Source organism: Thermopetrobacter sp. TC1, assembly GCF_000746275.1.
Taxonomy (GTDB): domain Bacteria; phylum Pseudomonadota; class Alphaproteobacteria; order Rhizobiales; family Aestuariivirgaceae; genus Thermopetrobacter.
Genome location: NZ_KN050828.1, coordinates 484,715 through 506,084, shown reverse-complemented (window position 1 = coordinate 506,084; position 21,370 = coordinate 484,715). Strand labels below are relative to the sequence as shown.

Sequence of the window (21,370 nt, the reverse complement as noted above, 5' to 3'; positions counted from 1 at the left end):
TAAGCCACCAGCAACGGCAAAACGGATTTTTCAGCATTCCGAACCCCTCGAAGAGACCCGCACCCAGCACCGAGAAATCCAAAAGGGCCCGGCCGGATCACTGGCCGGGCCTTTCGCGCGGCAGCGGCACGGCGAAGGTGCGCTTCATCCGTTCTTCGGAAGAGGAGAGTTTTTGTTTTCCTGTTCCCTGCAGAAACGCCGGCAAAGGAATGCGGCGGCATTGCGTCTGGCGCAGGGTGTTTAGCAATCGCGGCTCCATGCCGGGATAGGGCGCATGCACCTTCACCACAGCCAGAACCGTTTGGGTGGCCATCGGGATGAACAGACTGTCGCCGCGGATGGTGGCGGTGCGCAGCCCCGTGTTGGTCATGTCAGATCCCGCCGCGGCATGGGCAAAGATCATGCGCATTTCCCGGCCGAGGGCATGACGATCATCGAGGGCGAAAACGACGCTGCCATCTGGGCCATAGGCGGCGATCGACCAGTATCCGCCATCAAGTGGAGCACGAATTTCCACGGCCTGATCGCCGGGGCGGATGAGACAGAGGCCAGCCCGCGTGCCTTGTGGCAAGGGTCTGAGAAATTCGGGCTCCTTGCCCGAAGGGAGCAGCACGAAGGTGTTTTCCGCGCCCAGGGCCGCGGCCTGTTCAAAGAGACCGGCCATGATCCGTCGCGGTAGCCAGACGGCCAGCCCGGCATGCACGGCAAGTGCACCGAGCAGCACCACGAGGGTCCAGAAAGCAAAATCCCGCAGCTTCACGAGCAGCCCTCCCTGATGATCCGCGGCATCGTCAGGGTGTTCAGGCGTTCCCTGAGCAGGGGGCTGATGCCATGAAGAGACAGGATGATGCGAAAGTGGCCTTCCCTTGGCGTTGGCAGCCAGTTGCCGGACTGAAACAGCCGGCTGATTGCCACTGAAACAGAGCCGTCAGGCAGGATCATCGCATCTTCCGAGGAAAGGGAGGCAGCGCTTTGCATATGTGCGTCATCATCGACGGCCTCGATGTTCAGGCTCCACCACCGCGTCGGTGGCAAGCGGCCGGTAAGGCGATAGACGCATGCGGCGGAGAGGACACGGCCTTCATCATCGCTTTCTGCGATGAATACAGTGCTCAGAAAGCGGCTGGGCGGCAGGCGATCCTGAAGAAGAAAATGAAGCCGTGCATAGGGCCAGGAATCCGGATCAGCCGGGTTCTTCCAGCTTCGCCAGACCCCGGATTCAACGGCTCCGAGGCCGTCAGTGCCCGAAAGGGTATAAAGGCTCGTCACTCCCAGCAGGGCCGAGAGCACCAAGGCGATGGTTATCCTGACGAGCTCGCTCAAGACCTTTCGCCCCCGCTCGGCCTGCCCCATCAGGGCGCGGCGCGGCCCTGTTGCATGGCCGGCAAGACCATGTGCATTCCCTTTCGGCAACAGGTGTAATCGCTGCGCTGCCCTTGCGCAACAGGCCGGCGCATTGAAACGCGTTGCTTGAAAAAGACAGTCGCCAGCCCCGATGGCATCTTCAGCGGAAGATGCTCCAGAACTTGCGTACCTTGCGGGCATTGCGGCGCGCACGCGTGCGGCGCGCATCGTTGCGGGCGCGGAAGTTTCTGGCCGGCCGCACGCGGCGATTGTCTGTACGGAACAGGCTGAACATGTTGCGCAGGGTGCTGACCACCGGATCCTTGCGCACACGCCGCAGCTTGCGCCGTTTGCCGGATTTTTGCAGGGCGGCGGTCTTCACGCCTTTGCGCGGATGCACATTGAGTTTGCGTGATACACCCTTGGCGGCAGCAACTCCGGCGGCGGTTGCACCGGCGGACAACAGGATGTCGCCTTCGCTCAATGCCGCCACGGCATCAGGCCCGGCCTGTGCCGCATCTCCGGTGGCGGGTGAGGATCCCGTGCTTCCGCGCAGACCTTTCAGGGTTTCGCGCAATGCAGCATAGGCCTTGCGATGGTCCTTGCTGACGGGAACGCCCGGCAAAGGCAGCGGCGGCTTGTCAGCCAGGGCATAGGTCATGAACTCCTTCCAGGTCTGCGCCGGCAGGGAGCCGCCAGTCATGCGTCGGGTGGGCGTGTAGTCGTCGTTGCCGAACCAGATGCCGGTGACGAGGTGTCCCGTGTAGCCGATGAACCAGGCATCGCGATAGCTGGAGGTGGTGCCGGTTTTGCCGGCCTGCGGCGTGAAGCCGAGGAAGGCGCGTCTGGCCGTACCCTTGATCGGCACAAGAGACAGCATGCGGTTGAGTTGTTCCACCTTGTCACGCGGCAGGGTCTGTTCCGGCACCGGGCCGTCGCTCGCACGCGAATAGATGAGCGTGCCATCCGGACGGCGGATCTCCAGAACCGTGTAGGGCGTAATACGCTTGCCCCCGTTGGCAAAAGCCGCATAGGCCGCGGTGATGTCTAACACCGTCACCTCGTTGGATCCCAGCGGCATGGAAGGCACAGGCCGGATCGGCGAGGTCAGCCCGGCCTTGCGGGCCGCCTCGATGATCGCCTTGCGGCCAATGCGGGTCATCAGGCGAACCGGCACGGTGTTGTAGGAATGCACAAGGGCTGTGGTGAGTGTCACGCGCCCGTGATAGCGGCGCGAATAGTTGTGCGGCGTCCAGCGCCCGATGGTGATCGGTGCATCATCAATGAGTGAATTGGGCTTGTAGCCGTGCATGAGCGCGGCGAGATAGACGAATGGCTTGAACGCCGAACCGGGCTGGCGCATGGCGTCCGTGGCCCGGTTGAACTGGCTGCTCTCGTAGTCGCGCCCCCCCACGATGGCCTTGACCGCACCTTCGGGTGTAAGCGCCACCAGCGCCCCCTGACTGGCGCGATAGCGCTTTCCGTCCCTGGCCAGGGCTTCCCGGATGACTTCGGCGGCCTTGCGCTGCAGGGCGGGATCCATGGTGGTTTTCACTTCCACCACGAAATTCTTCTCCAGACTGTGTTCCTTCAGGGTCTCGATGGTCTCGCGATAGACCCAGTCAAGGAAATGGTCGGGAGTGGTATCCTGCTTGCCGCCGACGACATGCACAGGCTGGCGCAGGGCCTTGAGCATCTCGCCGGGCGAGATGAAGCCGGCGTCGCGCATGCGGGCGAGCACAACGCTGGCGCGGGCGAGCGCGGCCTCCTTGTGCAGATGTGGGGCATATTTCGAGGGTGCCTTGAACAGACCGGCGAGAATGGCCGCCTCGTGCATGTTGATGTCGCGCACCGACTTGCCGAAATAGAATTGCGCGGCCGCTTCCACGCCATAGTTGCCCGCCCCGAGGTAGGAGCGATCGAGATACATCTTCAGGATCTCGTCCTTGCTCAGGCGGGCCTCGATCCACAGGGCGAGGAAGGCTTCGTGTATCTTGCGGCGGAAGGAGCGCTCCGGGGTCAGAAACAGGTTCTTGGCGAGCTGCTGGGTGAGGGTGGAGCCGCCCTGAACAATGCCCTGGGCTTTGGCATTGGCCACCGCGGCACGCAATGTGCCGATCACATCGACGCCGAAATGATCATAAAAGCGCGCGTCTTCCGTGGCGAGAACGGCCTTGATCAGATGCGGCGGGATCTCCTCAAGCGGCACGGCGTCATCCTGCCGGATGCCGCGGCGGCCGATGATGTTGCCGTTTTCGTCAGTGATGGTGACGGCGTATTGGCGATTGTTGTTCCAGACATCACCCTCGCCCGAGAAGGGCGGCAGGGCGAAAGCAACGAGCACGAAGGCGAAAGCCAGGGAGAAGGTCAGGCCGTCATCGACGATATCCACCAGAAAACGCTTGAAGAAACCGCGAACCCGGAAACGTTCCAGAAACGAGGCATAGGCCAGCCACCCGCGGCGCAACAGAACGCGCGCGGAATAGAGCGCGGCGCTGAACCAGGAATCCAGCATCCAGAAGGCATCGAGGATCATGGCGAGCACGCCACGGCGGCGCGGGCGCGCAGAGGCTTTCTTTCCGGAATCCTCAGATGCCGGCCCATGTGTCTGGCCCGGTTGTTCGGATGGGGTCATGCCATTGGGTTCACGATCGGTCATGCGCACGTCCATTCAGGGCTGTCGTTTGCGGCTCTCGCCCGGGTCGGGCCCTTGGCGGCCCGGCCTTCGCACATCATGCGGCGTCCACGAGACAGGGACAACCTCAGGTGATGCATCATTCGCGCCTGAAACACCCATAACACGAAAAGCATTGCAAAAGAATTGCCGAACCGAAAGGAGCGATACCGCTGTTTCCGGTCGGGATTTCATGCACCATTCCAGGCGATCCCTAGCGCATATTTTCCGCCTTCGCCATGGCACACAGGCGGGATGCATCCCATATTCAATGAGAGAATGTAGGAATTGTGACGGATTTTGCCATCACGCATGGCAAGGAGGCGGCCATGGGCACCATCATCACGGAACCCGCCCTGTCGCAGGCGGTGGGCGTTTTTGATGACCGCAACGATGCCGGCCTGGTGACCGCGGCGCTCATTCTGCGCCATTTCGACGAGGAGACTCTGAAAAATGCCGCGGTGGTTGCCATTCCGGCCGGGGGTGTGCCCGTCGGCCTGATGCTGGCGCGGCGGCTGAACGTGCCCTTCGATCTCATTTTTATCCGCAAGCTGCATTTTCCCGACAATCCGGAAGCCGGCTTCGGCGCGGTGACAGAGCATGGCGCGCTCATGATCAACGAGGCGCTGGCGGCGCGGCTGTCCCGGCAGACCCTGGAGCGGGTGATTGCGCTGGAACGCGAGGCACTGGCAGAGCGTATCCAAACCTTGCGCCGGCATGTGCCGCCCCTGTCCCTGACGGGGCGCACGGCGATTATCGCCGATGACGGTCTGGCCTCCGGCTTCACCATGCTGGCCGCCATCGAGGAGGCGCGGCGCCGTGGGGCGGAACGCGTGATCGTTGCGGTACCCACCGCTTCGGAACAGGCGGCGCGGCGGGTGGCGGCAGCGGCCGATGCGGTCGTTGTGCCCAATTTGCGCGGTGGGCCCTGGTTTGCGGTGGCGGAGGCCTACCGCCACTGGCGCGATCTCACCCTGGATGAAGTGGCGGCGATGCTGGATGCCTGGCAACAGGAACACGGCGAAAAGACCTCGAGCTAGGCGATTGCTGCAAAAAGCAAGACGCAACAGGATGCAAGGCCATGGAGCTGCGCATCGGCACCAGCGGCTACAGCTATCGGCACTGGCGGGGCGCCTTCTATCCCGCCGGGCTCTCGCCGGGCAAATGGCTGCGCTATTATGCCGGCGTGTTCGATACGGTGGAGATCAACGCCACCTTCTATCGTCTGCCGGATGCCGAACGGCTGCTTTCGTGGCGGGAAAAGACGCCCGATGATTTTCTCTTCGTGGTGAAGGCTTCCCGCCTGATCACTCACGTGCACCGCCTGAAGGACTGTGCGGAGGCCCTGCACACGTTTCTTGAGCGTGTCTCGCTGCTTGCGCCCAAGCTGGGGCCCGTTCTCTATCAGCTTCCGCCTTCCCTGCACCGGGATGACGGCCTTTTGCGCGCTTTCCTTGATCTGCTGCCCGAAACCTTCACGCACGTTTTCGAATTCCGTCATGAGAGCTGGTATGCAGACGCGGTGCGCGCCATGCTTGCCAAAAAGGGCGCTGGCTTTTGCATTCATGATCATGGCGGGCGGGAGACGCCGCTGTGGGTTACGGGGCCGTTGCTTTATGCACGCTTTCACGGCATCCGCCGCGGCGTCTGTTATGATGAGACGGATCTGCAGGAAAAGGCGGCACGATTGTTAGCCGCTGCCCGCGAAAGCGGGGTTGGGCGATTGTACGCCTATTTCAACAACGACGCGGCCGCCTGCGCGCCACGGGATGCCCAAATCCTGCGCGCCGCATTGCAGGCCATGAACGCCCCCGCCGGCAAAAACAACTCGCTAGAGCCTTGAAAAAACGGCCTGTTCGAGAAGGATGCCGGATAGGACGTGGACTTAATTCAAAGACGACGATGCCGACCTCAAAGGGCTGGCACGTCGGATTTTATGAGGACACGCCCTAAGCCCTTTCATCCTCTTCACGCTCTTCAAGCAGGCCGGGCAGCGTGAGCTGTTCGCCGGTGCGGGCCGGCGGGCGGAAATGGTGCAGCGCCATCTTCATCTGCCGCTTCATCAGCCCCAGGCGCCTGGCCGCCTTCTCGAAACGGCGGCCAATGGCCCAGGCGTAGGGGCCGGAACCGACCAGCCGGCGACCGAAACGGGGGTCATAGTCGCGCCCGCCCTGCATGCCGCGCACAAGGCTCATGATGCGCACGGCCCGCTCCGGAAAATGATCCACCAGCCATTCCCGGAAGAGGCCGGAGACCTCCGCCGGCAACCGCAGCATGACATAGCCGGCCTGACGCGCCCCGGCGCCGGCGGCCCGGGAGAGGATGGTCTCGATCTCGTGATCGGTGAGCGCCGGAATGACCGGCGCGACCATGACCGCCACGGGCACGCCGGCATCGGCAAGCGCGCCGATGGTCTCCAGCCGTTTCGCCGGCGTGGCCGCGCGCGGCTCCATGATGCGGGCCAGCGCGGCATCAAGCGTGGTGATGGAAATGGCAACCCGCACCAGATCCCGCTTCGCCAGACGGGCGAGAATGTCGATGTCCCGTTGCACCAGCGCTGATTTGGTGATGATCGAAACCGGTTGGCCGAATTCCTCGGCCACCTCCAGCAGGCGGCGGGTGAGGCGATAGCGCTTCTCGGCGGGCTGATAGGCATCCGTGTTGGGGGCGATGGCTATCGGCGCCGGCTTCCAGGCCGGATGCCTCAGCTCCCGGGCGAAAAGCTGCGGGGCGTTGACCTTGGCGCTGATGCGGGTTTCGAAATCCAGGCCCGGTGAAAGGCCAAGCCAGGCATGCGTGGGGCGGGCATAACAGTAGATGCAGCCATGCTCGCAGCCGCGATAGGGGTTTACCGACCGGTCGAAACAGATGTCGGGCGAGGTGTTGCGGGTGATGATGGTGCGGGCCTGCTCCTCCTGAATGCGCGTGGGCAGACGCTCCTGCGCCAGCTCGGCGATGGTGCCCCAGCCGTCATCCACGATCTCGCGCTGCTGGTGTTCATGGCGCCCGCTGCGGGCGGAACGGGCACCGCGGCCCTTGAGCGCACGGGCATTTTCACAGGCGAGCAGCCCCCGGGATTTCGGTGTGGCAATGGGCGTGGGCGCGTTGCTCATGGCTCTTCAAATGCCTTGAAGGATCATTCGCTCTTTCGTGTCGTGGTCGATATGGTTCCAGAAGGAAAAGAACATGTCAAGAACATATCGTGATTATAGCGGGATGGTGAAAGATAAGGGCATTCGCAGCGCCCTGATGCGCCTGTTGGCCAACGCCTCTTGCCAGCCGCGAAACCGGCGGTCATAGTGCTCCTGCTTTTTGGGTGAATCGGAAACGATTCGGGGGCAGAGCATGGAAACAACGGGGCCGGGTGATGTGCGCACCTTGCGCGCACAGCTGATGCTGCCCGAACAGCAGGACTTGTTCGACTACTGGCTTTCCCTGAAAGGGAAGCGGGATCTGCCACGGCGCGAAGACATCTCACCGGCAGCCATGCGCCGGCTGTTGCCGCATGTCAGCCTCATCGAACTGCAAGAGGATGCGGAACACGCGCGTTTTCGCTTGGCGGGCAGCGCCTTGCGCGACATTTTCGGCGTGGAGCTGACGAACCGCACGCTGGCCGATCCCTGCTGGGGCAGACATGCCGAATACTGGCAGAGGGTCTGCCGTCAACTCTGGCAGGAGCGGGCGCCGCTTTTCGGCATGCTGCGCGCACCCGGCGCCGGGCGCGAGCATCTGGTGCTGTTCTGGCTGCGTCTGCCGCTTTCAAGCAACGATGGCCAGGGCCTCATGGCCCTGGGGCTGGACATCGCCCGCTCCGCCCGCGATTCTGGAAAAAGAGGCATCACCGAGGAGGCGGATTCCTTCCTGCTCATGCAGGGCGGCGGGCTTTGATAATCGCCGGCAAATGGCTCATAAGACATGCACATCCGGACTTGAGGGGAGACTCTCCGGACATTCCCTCTTATAAACGCACTGTGAACATTCAGCCCGCTTCGCCGGCAAGGCCGAGGATCTTCAGCCCGAAGGCCTGGGCGAAGGCCACGTCCTTTAAATGATCGAAGCGCCCGGGTTGACCGGCATGGCCGGCGCCCATGTCCGTTTTCAGCAAAAGGAGCGAAGCGTTGCGCTTTTTCTCGCGCAGGCGGGCCACCCATTTGGCCGGCTCCCAGTAGGTGACGCGCGGATCGGTCAGCCCGGCCGTGGCGAGAATGGCGGGATACTCCTGTTCCTTCACGTTATCATAGGGGCTGTAGCTGGCGATGGTGAGATAGTCCTCGCGGCTTTCGATGGGATTGCCCCATTCCGGCCATTCCGGCGGCGTCAGCGGCAGGGTGGGATCGAGCATGGTGCTGAGCACGTCCACAAAGGGCACTTCCGCAATCACGGCGGCGAACAGCTCCGGCGCCATGTTGGCCACCGCCCCCATGAGCATGCCTCCGGCAGAGCCGCCCTGCGCCACGATGCGGCCCATGCGTGTGTAACCTTCCTCGATCAGGTGTTCGGCCACGGAAATGAAATCGCGGAAGGTGTTCATCTTGTGCTCGCGTTTGCCGAGGCGATACCAGCGATAGCCCTTGTCCTTGCCGCCGCGGACATGGGCAATGGCATAGATGACACCGCGATCAAGCAATGAAAGCCGGCTGATGGAAAAGCTGGCGGGAATGGTGATGCCATAGGCGCCATAGCCATAGAGCCACAAGGGCGCGGAGCCATCGAGCGGCGTATTCTTGTGCCACACAAGGGTGACCGGAATAGTTTCGCCATCGTGTGCCGGGGCGAAAATGCGGCGGGTGACGTAATTTTCCGGATTGTGGCCGGAAGGTATCTCCTGCTCCTTGCGCAGGGTGCGTTCCCGGGTGGCCATGTCATAGTCATAGATGCGTTCCGGCGTCGTTGGCGAGGAATAGCTGAAACGCACAAGCGTGCTGTCAAAATCGCGGCTGGCCAGCGACAGGCCAAGGGCGTAGGCCTCCTCGGAAAAGGCGATTTCGTGCTCACGCCCCGTGTGCAGATCGGTGATCACAATGGCAGGAAGGCCGTTTTCCCGTTCCAGGCGGGCCATGTGCGCGGACATGACCAGATGGGAGAGAATGAGCCGCCCCTGCCTGTGGCCGACGATGTCGCGCCAATGATCGCGCCCCGGCTGATCGAGAGGGGTCACCACGATCTTGAAGTCCTCGGCATCATCGGCATTGGTGCGGATGAACAGGGTGCCGTGCGCTTCCTCCACATCATATTCCACCCCGCGCTCGCGTGGCGCGATGAGCACGGGATCCGCCAGCGGATCATCGGCCGGGATGAAACGGATCTCGGAGGTTTCGTGATCATGGGCGTCGATGAGGATGAGCCGGCGCGATGTGGTCTCGGCAATGGAGACGAAAAAGCCGGGATCCGCCTCCTCATAGACGATGACATCCTTTGCGGGATCCGTGCCGATCTCGTGTCGGCAGACGTAGCGGGGGCGGTGGTTCTCATCCAGGCGCACATAGAACAGATGCCGTGAATCCGCCGACCAGACGACATTGCCGCCCGTATCCGGAATGACGTAATCCAGATCCTCGCCCGTGGTGAGATTGCGCAGGCGCAGATCATAATATTCCGAGCCGCGCACATCCGCGCTCCAGGCCAGCCAGCGATGATCGGGCGAGTGTTCGGCGGTGCCGAGGCGGAAAAAGTCATGGGCTTTCGCCAGTTTATCAGCATCGAGAAGAACCTGTTCCGCGCCGCCTTCCCGGGCTGTGCGCACAAGGCGGGGATGCTGAGCCCCCTCGGCATAATGAAAGGCATAGGCAAAGGGGCCGTCCGTGACCGGCACGGTGCTGTCATCCTCGCGGATGCGCCCTCTCATTTCCGCATACAGGCGTTCGCGCAAGGCCTTGGTATCGGCCATCATCGCTTCCTGATAGGCGTTTTCCGCCTCGAGATAGGCGCGAATATCGGCTGGCAGCGCCTCGGGATTCTTCATCACCTCCTGCCAGTTTTCGGCACGCAGCCAGGCGTAATCATCCACGCGCTCAATGCCGTGATGGACACTTTTCACCGGGCGCTTTTCAGCCTTTGGCGGCTTCGGCGTGGTCATGGTGTTCGTTTCCCTGCCGTTAGCGTTCATGGTTTTTCAGATGATCCTGATCGGAGCCCCGCTCATGAGGGCGAAAGAGAAGGGCAGTGCCGTTGATGCAGAAGCGCAGACCCGTCGGCGGCGGACCATCGGGAAAGACATGGCCGAGATGCGCATCACACCGGGCGCAGCGCACCTCGATGCGGCGCATGCCATGGGAGAGATCCTCCCGCTCTTTCAAGGCATCCGCTGAAATGGGGGCGAAGAAGCTGGGCCAGCCCGTTCCGGATTCGAATTTGGCATCGGAAGTGAAAAGAGGAGCCTCGCACACCACGCAATGGTAGGTGCCGGGGCGCTTTTCCGTATACAGGGGATGCGAAAACGGCGGTTCCGTGCCGCACTGTTGGGTGATGCGATATTGCTCCGGCGTGAGTTTCCGGCGGCGATCGTCGAGATCCATGGATACCTCCCGTTCACGCTTTTCATGATAGTGCGCCCTTGCGCCGGTGCAACGGGATTTTGCTCTTCAAACCCTCAAAAACCGCCTTTCAGGACGGCTTGCATTTTCCTTCCCTGCACGCGATCCGAAGGTTTTGCGCGTTCCAATGGGCGGAAATGCCAGTCATTACTCGCAATGGTCGCATTTCATTGGGGCGATTAAACCCTTGTTCACGAGTATCGATGTAGGCTTTGCGCACGTTGGCCATGATGGCCGACCGGGGGAGTGTTTTGTCCGCCATGTCTTTGGAGAAGAACATCGTTCGTCGACCGCAGGCCGGTCAGCCGCGAGGGACGCCGCAGCCCCCTCAAACGGGGCAGACGCCGATGCAGGCACCGGGCGCCATGGCAATGCCTTCATCACAGGCCGGCGGAATGACGCAGGGCATGCCGCAAGGCATGCAGCCACCCCACCCGGCGGGCACCATGCCGGGGGGTGAAGGGCCTGCTGTGCCCTCTTCCACATCACAGCAGACACCACAGATGCCCAACACGGGCGCCATGCCACAGCAGACGCCCCATGGCGCCCTGCGCGGTATTCAGGTCGGCGGGCCACAAGCGGCCGCGCCCAATCAGCCGAAAAACAATGCCTCTCCCAAAGGCATGCCGGGGGCCAGGGCGATGCCGCCGCAGGGGCGGATGCAAACACCGCCTCGCATGGCCGGGCCGGTGACCAATCCGGCGCCTTCAAACGTGCCGCCTCAGGGGCAACAGCCTGTCACACCGGGCATGATGCCGCAGGGCACGTCGCAGGGCATGCCGCCGCATATGGCCGCTCAGAACACGCCTGTCTCTTCTGCTTCTGCTCCGCAGGACGCTGCTCCGGCAGGTGCTGGCATGCATGGTGCCATGCCTGCAGGCAATGCCCCCGCCCAAGGGGCGCAAGCATCTGCCGGCGGCACTCAACCCCCATCACCTCAGGGGCAAATGCCACAGGGCGCCTCCGCACCGCAGACTGCAGAAGCCCGAATGCATGGGCAGGCTCCGCAACAGCAGGCCAAACCGGCTCAGCCGCAGGTTGAGGCTCAACAGCCTGTGCCGCAAGGCACTGCACAGCAGGCTCAGGCCGCTCATGCTCATGCCATGCCGTCCGCGGCCATGCAGGTCCAGCAGGGGGGCATGCAGGCGCAACAGGAGGCCATGGCTCATCCTGCATCTTCCGGCGTGGCTCCGGTGAATACAGCTGCTGAGGAAGACGGCAGCTCGACGGTCAGCCCGGCGCAAACGGCTCAGCCGGCCACTCCGGTGCAAGAGGCTCAGCCGGCCGTTCATGCTGAAAACGAAGCCTCACCGCCTGCGGCTGCTGACATGCAGTCGGAGCAGCCTGTCGCCTCGTCGGAACAGAACGTTTCGGAAAATGCATCGCCAGACTTCGAAACGGCAGCAAACGCCGCAGAAGCGCACTCTGCAATGGCGCATGAGGCGGCGGTGACGGAAGCCGTTGGAGAACCTGTGGAGGCGGCCAAGCCGGAAGCACCGCAGGCCACCAAAAAAGCAGCAAATGATGAAGAAGTCGCAGGCATTGCGTCCGAAGCCGCCGAAGAGGCTGCTTCAGAGGCTTCAGGGACAGATTCGGCGCAGAAGGAGAGCGCCTCTGATGCAGAGCAGGCGGTCAATACGAATGTGACGGCCCAGGCACCGGCGAGCGCATCTGCCGATGTGCATGAGGATGCAGACGCGGCTGAAGAAGAAGATAAAGAGACTTCAGAGGCGGAAGAACATGCGTCATCCGCCGCGGAGTCTCATGAGTCCGATACTGCGGTGAGCGCCGATGCCTTCCGGGCGTTGCTCGGCCGGCTGGAACGCAAGAAGAAAGGCGCTGACAAGACCGCGCCGGCCAAAAAGGAGAATGCGGGCGAAAACCAGGCGGCGCCAACAGCCCAGGCATCCGCAAACGCAGATTCCTCCAAAGCCGCAGGCGAAACAGAATCGACGACAGCTTCGGAGACCACTGGCAGCGCTGAGGCGGGCGCATCCTCCGGTGCGGCGGCAACCGAAAGCGATTCTGCTGTCTTCGATCAGGCGGAAAGCACGAATGTCCCGGACTGGCAACGGGCCTGGGAGGCTCAGAAGGATGCCCTGACGCAAACCAGTGAAACCGTTGGCGGCAATGAGGCATCCTTAGAGAATGCTAGTCAGCCCGGTGAAGATGTCCAGCCCGGAGATAATCAGGAAGCACCGGCCATGGAATCGCCCGGGCAGACGATGCCCCCGGTGCAGCCTACCGAAGCCTCAGCGCCCGGGAGCGCGGCCATCGCGCATGATGGGTCTTCAGCGCCGCAGGCTGATGTAGAAGCGGATGGCAGTGCCGCTGATACATCGCAGCCGGCAGCGGCCGCGACCCAAAATGATCCCGGCTCTTCCTCAGCGGTGTCCATGGAGACCGCGACACCGCAACCAGCCATGAGTGCCGGGCCTGATCCGATGCAGGCGGCAGGCCAGCCTGCTCCCCCGGCCTGGCAGGAAGGTCAGGGCGCGCCCGTTGCCCCGGGCGAGCCGGTTCAGCGCCCCATTGCTCCGGAGCAGCCTGTGACCACACCAGGCGCACCGGAACAATTCGCCATGCCGCCGGCCGGTGATGGGGCTGTTCCGGGTCAGATCCCTGAGGGGCCACAGGCACCGATGATCCAGCCCGTTGCCGCGCCAGGCATGGGTCAGCCCGTGCCGGACATGCCGCAGGCCGCTGGTGCATCGCCCATGATGGGGCAAACACCGGCCATTGACGGCATGACTGGACAACCGAAACAGGAGACGGAAACGAGCGATCCCAAAGTCCTGCAGCGGCTGGAGCGGCTTTTGCGGATCATGGGCATGCCGGACAGCAGGGCGCAGATTGCGGAACGGGCCCTGGCCACCGACGGCATCCTCATCCTCATGGAAGAGGCGGATGTGCCGATGACGGTGCTGGCCCGGCGCCTGTGCCTGATGGAACGCCCGCCGGAGGCCCTGGTCAAGGAAGTGCTCGACCGGGCTGATACGCGTATCCGCGTGGAGGTTCTGGAAAATGCCCGGTTACCTTCCGCCCGTCTGCTGGAGATGGTGGAAAAGGGCGGCCCCGATGAATTGTGTGCCATTGCCCGCCGCCGGCGTTTGCCCGAGCTCGTTTGTTCTGCTCTGGCAAAACGGGGCGAACCTGCCGCATTGCTAGAGCTTGCGCGCAATACGCAGGTGACCTTGAGCGAGGGAATCCTCTTCGATCTCGTCGAAGCCAGCCGGGATGATGAGGAGCTGCAGGCGGCACTCAGCACGCGGGCCGATCTGGTGCCGGCGGTGGCCTTCCGCCTGTTCCGTTATGTGGCGCCGCCGCTGCGCCGGCATCTGATCGGGCGGTTCCTGAGCGATTCCCTGTTGCTGGATGAAGTGCTGGATCTGGTCATGGAGCCGCTGCCGCCGGCGGATACCGATCGGTTGCTGCGCATCGAGGCCATGATCGACACCCTCGCCCAGGGGGATGTGGAGACGGCGGCCATGACCCTTGTGCGCCTTCTCGGGCTGCATGAGAACACGGCACGCTGGGCACTCACCGATCCCACCGGTGAGCCGCTGGTCGTGGTGCTGCGGGTGCTCGGTTATGTGCGCAACACCTTCATGCAGGCGATCACGCGCCTGCTCTCCTCGCCGGCGCTTGCTCTGTCACGTCATCGCAAGGCGGAGGATTTGCAGAATCTCTTTGACCTTCTGTCCTTCAACAAGGCGCGGCTTATGCTCCTTTATTGGGACTGGGATTTCTGGGGCACAGGGCCCTATGCGCCGTTTTCGTCTGCCAGGGAAGATTCGTAAAAGCGTGTCTCATACGCGCATGCCCGCGCCCGTTCTGACAAAGGGCAACCTTCTTGTGCATTGAAGGGCAAAAGGGTTGGCGCTGAACTCTTTCATCATGCGCCCTCCTTGTGCAAGATCGCGAATCGAAGCGTTCATCATTGGCGGATAAGAAATCCATGGCCACCAAATCCGGCAACAACCACAAGAAACACGGGCGCGAGACGAAAAACGGCAACGGCGAGAAAGCCAATCTCGAAAAACTCGAACCGCGCGAAGGGATTGATCGCTGCATTCAGTCTCCCAGCTATCGCCTCGCCTTCGAGGACATGGACTATCTCCATGCCCCATTCCTGCGCGGCACGCGCCTGCTGCTTGAATACAACAAGCCCGAGCGCATCATGCGCGAGCAGGGGGTGCGGGCCACTGTGGTCGTGTTCGGTTCGGCGCGCATTCTCTCCCGGGAGGAGGCGCAACGCCGCCTGCAGGAGGCGGAAAAGGCGCTTCAGATCGCCCCGGATGATCCGCACCGGCAGGAGGCGATGCGCAAGGCGAAGCGGGATTTTGAGATGTCGCACTGGTACGAGGAGGCGCGCCGCTTCGCCGCCATCATCTCCCGCCATGCCGAGGAAGCGGGCCGCGATGATTTCGTGATCATGACCGGCGGCGGCCCCGGCATCATGGAAGCGGCCAACCGCGGAGCATGGGAGACGGGCATGCGCTCCGTGGGCCTGAACATCACGCTGGAGCATGAGCAGCATCCGAACCCCTACATCACGCCGGAATTGTGCTTCCGTTTCCATTATTTCGCCATCCGCAAGATGCACTTCACCCTGCGGGCGCGGGCGATGGTGGCTTTCCCCGGTGGATTCGGCACGCTGGATGAGGTGTTCAAGATCCTCACCCTGGTGCAGACGGGCAAGGCGCGGCGCATGCCCATTGTGCTCGTGGGACGCGATTTCTGGACCCGGCTGATCGATTTCGACTTTCTCGTCGAGGTCGGCACCATAAGCCCGGAGGATCTCGATCTGTTCGAGATCGTGGATTCGGCCGAGGAAGCGGTAAAGGTGATCCGGGATTTCTATGGCGGCAACCCCAGAAAATGGAACAAGCGCTGAAGACGGGCACTCAGCGCGCCAGGGCGTTTGCCGGGATACATCATGAGGAAAGGCGAGCAGGCGCCCGTTAATCTTTCGGCTTTGCCTGCATCAGCTGACGCATCGCCTTGCGGGCAAGAGCATCGACCCGCTCATTCTCGGCATGGCCGGCATGGCCGCGCACCCAGTGCCAATGCACCTCATGCGGCGCCATGGCCTGCAGCAGACGCTGCCACAGGTCGGCATTCTTGACGGGCTTCTTGCCGGCGGTGCGCCAGCCGTTGTTCTGCCAGGTATGGATCCACTCGGTCATGCCTTTTCGCAAATATTCGGAATCGGTGTAGAGATCCACTTCACATGGCTCTTTCAGGGCCTCCAGCGCAGCAATGGCGGCCATGAGCTCCATGCGGTTGTTGGTGGTCTGGGCTTCCGCGCCGGAGATTTCCTTTTCGTGCGGGCCATAACGCAACAGCGCCGCCCACCCTCCCGGGCCGGGATTGCCGGAACAGGCGCCATCGGTGAAAATCTCCACGCGTTTGCGTGGCCGCTCCCCCGTCATGATGCGGCTCCTTTCTCGCCCGCCGCCTTGCGCAACGCGCGCGGCAGCTTGAAGGAGACATGTTCCTCCTTGAGCGCGAGAAGCTCCACGATCGTATCAAAGCGGGTGCGAAAGGCCTCGATCACGCCTTCGACAAGAACCTCCGGCGCCGAGGCCCCGGCGGTGAGCCCCACGGTCATGCCGGGGCGGATGTCCTGCCAGCTTACATCCTCGGCGGACTGCACGAGAAAGGCCTTCTCGCAGCCGCTGCTTTTCGCCACTTCCACAAGACGGCGGGAGTTGGAGGAATTGGGCGCCCCAACCACCAGCACCACGTCACATTGCGGCGCCATCTCCCGCACCACCTGCTGACGGTTGGTCGTGGCATAGCAGATGTCGTCTTTGACCGGTTCGCGTATGGCCGGAAAGCGCCGCTTCAGCTCCTCCACGATCGCCTGTGTATCAAAAACCGAAAGCGTGGTCTGGGTGATATAGGCGAGATTTTCCGGATCCGGCGGCTGAACCGTGCGCGCATCCTCCAGGGTCTCGATCAGGGTGATGGCGCCTTCCGGCAGCTGCCCCATGGTGCCAATGACTTCCGGATGGCCGGCATGACCGATGAGCAGAACGTGTCGCCCGGCCTCGTGATGGCGTATGGCCTCCGAGTGCACCTTGGACACGAGAGGGCAGGTGGCATCGATCCACATCATGCCGCGGGCATCCGCCGCCTGCGGCACACTTTTAGGCACGCCATGAGCGGAAAAGATGACCGGACGGGAAGGATCCGCAATTTCGTCCAGTTCATCCACAAATACCGCGCCCTTGCGTTTCAGGCCATCGACGACGAAGCGGTTGTGCACGATCTCATGACGGACATAGACAGGCGCGCCATAGATCTCCAGCGCGCGCTCCACGATGGATATGGCGCGCACCACACCGGCACAGAACCCCCGGGGCTGGGCGAGAAGGATGCGAACGGGCTGTTCCTTGCCGGATATCTGCACGAGGCACCTCCTTAAGGTCGAATGTGGGTCGGAGGCGAAGGTGCCGTGTGCGGCCTATGACGTCAAGCGTCGTTCATCCATGCGGGAAGGGCAAGCCGGAAAGACCGGCAAATCTATCTGGCCTGCCGAACGATACCTGAATGCTGATAACGGCCGGCCCCGGCTAGCCATTCTTGGCCACGCCGCCGCGAAGACGGCGCAGATAGCCGCTTAAAGGCGCGCGCACATTTTCCGGCAGGGTGTGATAGCACTGCGCGGCCACATCACGCAGCCGGGAGGCCCAGAGGGCATAGGCCCGCCCGCCCATGCTCAATGGCAGAATGTACTGATCCAGCGGCCGTGTGCGATTGGCCCAGTCCTCCTTGTAGGGCGCGGGATTGGCCAGCATGTCATAGGCGGATAACCCCTGCTCCATGCACCATTGCAGCATCAGCCACAGGGCGATCTTGCCGGGCGAATGCGTCCGCAAGCCTTCATCATAGGCAGACAGATAGGCGTGAAAGACGCCGTTGGCGATGGCGCCAAAATCCACGGCGGCGGGGCGGCCGTTGAAGGACAGTTCGGCTATCACCCAGCGGGCATTACCGGTATTCGTTTCCGGCAAGGCCTTGAGAAAGGCAGCAAACCAGGGGCGCTCGGGCAGGGCATCCTCCACCCCTCGCTCCTTGAGCCACTGCCGCTTCCAGCCCAGGGCAACATCGAGCAGTCGGGCAATCTCTCGTGGATCCTCATGCACGATAAAGCGCACCTCGCCGGCCTTGCGCATGCGATTGAGCCGTTTTTTACGCGAACGCCGCGCGGAGGATTTCAGCGAGAGTTCAAAGGCGCGCCAGTCGGAGAATTCTGAGAAATCCACAAGATAGGCGGCGTTATCCATGCCCTTGCGGCAACGGCTGGCAAGCCACGAGGCCACAGGGCCATCTTGGGCCATCAGGCGGAAATCGAGAAAGTCTGCCGGCGCCTGCTTCATGGCGGCTAGGGCGGCCTCCAATGCCGCCTGCCGCTTTTCTTCCGGCATGGGCACGGCGATGATGCCGCCTTCCTGCAGGGCGGGCACGGAAAACCATGTGAGCCTTTTCAAGCCGATGTGGCGGTCCAGCTGCATGGGACAGATCATGAGGGGAGATGCCGTTTCCCGCTCACGCACGATCACGAACCAGGGATGCAGGGACCTCTTCGTCTTACGGCGGTCAGCAGACGTGTCCTCCTCATCCACCGCATGATCGATCCAGGCCCTGATCCAGGGCCAGTCCTGAAACGGGCCGGGGCGGGCACCGGCGGCGATAAGCGCTGTCCAGTCCGCCCTCAGCCTTTCGACGGACCGGATCGTATCGGCAACCTCCACCAGCAGTTCCGGCATGGCGGCATGCTCCCTCTTGCAGGCTTTCGTCATCATCCCGCCCCCTAAAGTGCTTCGCCCCTGTTTGGTTGCGGCCGGCATGGCGGGCCGTTTCATGCCCCCTGCCGGCCGCTGCGTGGTTGTGGTTCCCGGTCGTGCGCCTGATGGTGTTTTGCCTGGTTCTGTGTCCCGTTCGTTTCGGCGCCGGTTACTTGCGCAACACGGGCGCATGCTCCGGCGGCAGACGGCGGATGAAATCGGGCGCATCCTTGTCCACAACGAAGGCCGCCAGCACCTGACGCCGGTTGCCGCCGTCGATGTGCAGCTTCTTGGCGGCCAGTCCGGCGGCGGCGCGCAGGCTCTCGCCAAGAACGCCCGGGCCGGTGTCCTTTGGCTCCACGCCAAGGCGCCGGCGCAGCAGACCGTTGGCATAAAGTGCGCCATAGCGGCGGATGGTTGCTGGATGGTGATATTCCGTCTGCAGGGAGACGTTGAGATCACCAAGGTTGTCCACCGAATGCGGCCACAGATAGGGGAAGCTCACGCCCTGCCCCGGCGCCAGCTCATAGGAATCACCGCCGCTTTTCCATTCCTCGGGGATTTCGATGTCCTCAAGCGTTTCGCGTAAGATGATCGCCTCGCTCAGCTCATCGGGAACGGGATAGCGCTCCGGATCCCACAGCGTCATGCGCTTGTGTCCGCGAATGTGAAACAGGATCACCTCCGCCACGTCGATGTGCGGCGTCACACGCGCTTCCGGCCCGGAAATCAGCAGGTTGCAGTAGAGATTGCGATAGCTGAAGTTCGGCAGCCGCTCCGCCAGCTCGTCATAGGCCCGCTTGAGCAGCCCATACAGATGCGGCGCGAGATAATAGAGGTTCTCAACCTGCAGCCAGAGCTTGCCGGCCTTGATGAGATCGAGAACGGCATGCCCGTCCACCTTGCCGTCTTCCGATAGCAGGCCCTGAACCCAGTGCTCCCGGCCCTCTTCATCGATATCGACGGTGGAGAGGTTGTAGGACATGGGGCCGGCCGCGGCGGCGCGCTCGATGATCATGGCCAGATGCTCATCCGTCATCATGGCCAGATCGGCCAGCGCATGCTCGAAGATGATGGGCTTGTCATGAATGCCCTCAAAGGCCTCCACGCTGTCCCGGATCAGGTGGGCGGCCTGCAGATTCATCTCGAAGTGTGTCATTTTCGGATCCCCTTTCCTCGTGCGACACCTATCGCCCCTGATCATTCCAAGAAGCATGCCAGTTTCACTTGGCGGAAAGCGCCGGAACGTCTGTCGATTGAAAGCCTGTGTGTTTTCCGGGATTTGACGAACGTGGCGCTTGACTTGGCAAAAAGGCGCAGACAGTCTTTCTCTTGGCAAATCCCGATGATCCCGCGCGGGAGAGAGCGCCAAAAGGGATGTATCGTTTTGCGCGTGTTGCAATTCGATACAACCATGCGGCGCCGCCGAAGGAGCAACCGCCCCAGGAAACTCTCAGGCAAAAGGACCGCACGGGAGATGGGAACTCTGGAGAGTGGTTGTCTCTGGTGCGAGCGGGAACCGACAGGTTTCCCGCACCGGGGATCAACCCACCGAAGGGGGTAAGCCCGTTGCGCTCAAGCCGCGGGTGATTCTCTCAGGTTCCGGACAGAGTGGGGCAGCCAGCGTAGGCCATACATTTCCCTGCCGTTTGGATGGGATTGGTCTGTTGCGACTGCCACGAAGTGATGGCGCGGAGGCTTGGAAGATCTCGCGCCCGCTCTGAAGGAGCCTGACATGGCCGCTGACAGTGAAAACCTGAAGAAAACGCCCCTGTTTGCGCTGCATGAGCGCTTGGGCGCGCGCATGGTGCCCTTCGCCGGTTATGCCATGCCGGTGCAATACGAGGGCATCATCGCCGAACACCAGCACACGCGCGAATCCGCTTCTCTCTTTGATGTCTCCCACATGGGGCAGGCCTCTCTCGTGGGGCCGGACTGGGAAACCGTGGCCGCTGCCATGGAGCGGCTCAATCCGGCAGCGCTGAAGGAGCTTGCGCCCGGGCGCATGCGCTATGGTTTCCTGCTCAATGAGGAAGGCGGCATCATCGATGATCTGATGGTCACCCGCCCGCCGCATGAGGACGGGCGGCTGATGGTGGTGTTCAATGCCGCCCGCAAGGATGTGGATGCGGAGGCATTGCGCGCCGTGCTGCCGGAAGGCGTGGAACTTCTCATGCACGAAGACCGCGCGCTGCTGGCCCTGCAGGGGCCGAAGGCGGAAGCGGCGCTGGCCCGCCATTGTCCCGAGGTTGCCGATCTCTACTTCATGGAGGCCATGCCAGCGAAAATCGCGGGCATTGATGTGTTTCTCTCCCGCTCCGGCTATACCGGCGAGGACGGCTTTGAGATTTCCGTGCCCGCGGAGCGCGCGGAAGAGCTGGCCGAGCTGCTCTTGAACGAGCCAGAGGTGAAGCCCGCAGGCCTTGGCGCGCGCGATACGCTCAGGCTGGAGGCGGGCCTGTGCCTTTATGGCAACGACATCGACGAGACCACCTCGCCGGTGGAAGCGGCGCTGACCTGGGCCATTGGCAAGCGCCGCCGCGAGGCCGGCGATTTTCCCGGTGCGGCACGTATTCTTAAGGAACTGGCTGAAGGTCCGGCGCGCAAGCGCGTGGGCTTTGCCATTCAGGGCCGGGCGCCTGTGCGCGCCGGTGCGGAGGTGCTGAACGAGGCGGGCGAGGTGATCGGCCGCATCACCTCCGGCGGATTTGGCCCCACCGTGGGCGGTCCGGTGGCCATGGGCTATGTGGCGGCAGCCTGCGCGGAACAGGGCACGCCCGTGACCCTGCGTTCCGGCAGGCGCGAAGCGGCGGCCACCGTCGCCTCGCCCACTTTCACCCAACCCGGCTACAGGCGCCGCCCGAAGGGGAAGTGAGCATGCGTCAGATGAGGGAGCGAGTGACCAGTCAACGGATGTACAATTTAAGTCCCCTCCCCCTGGCAGGGGGAGGGACAGGGAGGGGGTCGGGCCGCTTGCTCCGGCGGTTGGGGCCCGACCCCCTCCCGGCGCTGCGCATCTGACG

The 21,370-nt window shown here is 62.8% G+C and carries 16 protein-coding genes and 1 riboswitch; of the genes, 6 read left to right on the top strand and 10 right to left on the bottom strand.

The genetic code is table 11. From position 1 onward, the window contains the following. Positions 1-97: 97 nt before the first annotated feature. From EK16_RS06005 to EK16_RS05995, 3 genes are all read right to left on the bottom strand, one after another. Positions 98-760, bottom strand: coding sequence for a hypothetical protein (locus EK16_RS06005; protein WP_038035320.1), 663 nt, complete (start codon positions 758-760; stop codon positions 98-100). Next, positions 757-1,323 (bottom strand): DUF1214 domain-containing protein, encoded by a 567-nt coding sequence (locus EK16_RS11490; protein ID WP_197059626.1) that lies wholly within the window; start codon positions 1,321-1,323, stop codon positions 757-759. Before EK16_RS11490 ends, EK16_RS06005 begins: the two co-directional genes overlap by 4 nt. A 181-nt stretch (positions 1,324-1,504) precedes the next feature. Further along, a complete protein-coding gene (locus tag EK16_RS05995; protein ID WP_197059625.1) occupies positions 1,505-4,003 on the bottom strand; it encodes a transglycosylase domain-containing protein in 2,499 nt (832 codons plus the stop codon). Positions 4,004-4,347: 344 nt separating this feature from the next. Here EK16_RS05995 and EK16_RS05990 point away from each other — a divergent pair, with 344 nt between their 5' ends. Both EK16_RS05990 and EK16_RS05985 read left to right on the top strand, forming a co-directional pair. Beyond that, positions 4,348-5,058: a phosphoribosyltransferase gene (locus tag EK16_RS05990; protein WP_051929122.1), complete on the top strand. Its 711-nt coding sequence runs from the start codon at positions 4,348-4,350 to the stop codon at positions 5,056-5,058. Between the two features lie 41 nt (positions 5,059-5,099). Continuing rightward, positions 5,100-5,861 carry a DUF72 domain-containing protein gene (locus EK16_RS05985; RefSeq protein ID WP_038035319.1) on the top strand — a complete coding sequence of 254 codons (762 nt, stop codon included), beginning with the start codon at positions 5,100-5,102 and terminating at the stop codon, positions 5,859-5,861. Positions 5,862-5,967: 106 nt separating this feature from the next. Here EK16_RS05985 and EK16_RS05980 read toward each other — a convergent pair whose 3' ends face one another. Next, the gene (locus EK16_RS05980) at positions 5,968-7,131 is read right to left on the bottom strand and encodes a PA0069 family radical SAM protein (protein WP_051928994.1); all 1,164 of its coding nucleotides are present in this window, start codon (positions 7,129-7,131) and stop codon (positions 5,968-5,970) included. Positions 7,132-7,363: 232 nt separating this feature from the next. Between EK16_RS05980 and EK16_RS05975 the strand changes: the two genes are divergently transcribed. After that, the gene (locus EK16_RS05975; protein WP_051928993.1) at positions 7,364-7,906 is read left to right on the top strand and encodes a PAS domain-containing protein; all 543 of its coding nucleotides are present in this window, start codon (positions 7,364-7,366) and stop codon (positions 7,904-7,906) included. Between the two features lie 91 nt (positions 7,907-7,997). Here EK16_RS05975 and EK16_RS05970 read toward each other — a convergent pair whose 3' ends face one another. Together EK16_RS05970 and msrB are read right to left on the bottom strand one after the other, a co-directional pair. Next, complete coding sequence (locus EK16_RS05970) at positions 7,998-10,094, bottom strand: S9 family peptidase (RefSeq protein ID WP_038035317.1); 2,097 nt, start codon at positions 10,092-10,094, stop codon at positions 7,998-8,000. 19 nt (positions 10,095-10,113) lie between these two features. Beyond that, positions 10,114-10,533 (bottom strand): peptide-methionine (R)-S-oxide reductase MsrB, encoded by a 420-nt coding sequence (gene msrB / locus EK16_RS05965; RefSeq protein ID WP_051928992.1) that lies wholly within the window; start codon positions 10,531-10,533, stop codon positions 10,114-10,116. 2,441 nt (positions 10,534-12,974) lie between these two features. Between msrB and EK16_RS12415 the strand changes: the two genes are divergently transcribed. Beyond that, complete coding sequence (locus EK16_RS12415) at positions 12,975-14,351, top strand: DUF2336 domain-containing protein (RefSeq protein ID WP_197059624.1); 1,377 nt, start codon at positions 12,975-12,977, stop codon at positions 14,349-14,351. A 158-nt stretch (positions 14,352-14,509) separates the two neighbouring features. Further along, positions 14,510-15,448: an LOG family protein gene (locus EK16_RS05945; RefSeq protein WP_081910306.1), complete on the top strand. Its 939-nt coding sequence runs from the start codon at positions 14,510-14,512 to the stop codon at positions 15,446-15,448. Between the two features lie 67 nt (positions 15,449-15,515). On the opposite strand, the gene rnhA is transcribed toward EK16_RS05945, so the two are convergent. The 4 genes from rnhA to EK16_RS12240 all read right to left on the bottom strand — a co-directional run bounded on the left by rnhA (position 15,516) and on the right by EK16_RS12240 (position 19,506). Then, a complete protein-coding gene (gene rnhA / locus EK16_RS05940) occupies positions 15,516-15,986 on the bottom strand; it encodes a ribonuclease HI (RefSeq protein ID WP_038035311.1) in 471 nt (156 codons plus the stop codon). After that, complete coding sequence (gene ispH, locus EK16_RS05935) at positions 15,983-16,969, bottom strand: 4-hydroxy-3-methylbut-2-enyl diphosphate reductase (protein ID WP_051928991.1); 987 nt, start codon at positions 16,967-16,969, stop codon at positions 15,983-15,985. The genes rnhA and ispH overlap by 4 nt, the downstream gene beginning before the upstream one ends. A 163-nt stretch (positions 16,970-17,132) precedes the next feature. Further along, complete coding sequence (locus tag EK16_RS05930; RefSeq protein ID WP_197059623.1) at positions 17,133-18,329, bottom strand: GNAT family N-acetyltransferase; 1,197 nt, start codon at positions 18,327-18,329, stop codon at positions 17,133-17,135. A gap of 187 nt (positions 18,330-18,516) precedes the next feature. Next, positions 18,517-19,506 (bottom strand): cupin-like domain-containing protein, encoded by a 990-nt coding sequence (locus EK16_RS12240; RefSeq protein ID WP_038035307.1) that lies wholly within the window; start codon positions 19,504-19,506, stop codon positions 18,517-18,519. A gap of 187 nt (positions 19,507-19,693) precedes the next feature. Beyond that, positions 19,694-19,826: riboswitch (glycine riboswitch) on the top strand. Between the two features lie 256 nt (positions 19,827-20,082). Between EK16_RS12240 and gcvT the strand changes: the two genes are divergently transcribed. Beyond that, positions 20,083-21,222 (top strand): glycine cleavage system aminomethyltransferase GcvT, encoded by a 1,140-nt coding sequence (gcvT, locus tag EK16_RS05920; RefSeq protein WP_051929121.1) that lies wholly within the window; start codon positions 20,083-20,085, stop codon positions 21,220-21,222. Positions 21,223-21,370 lie beyond the last annotated feature (148 nt).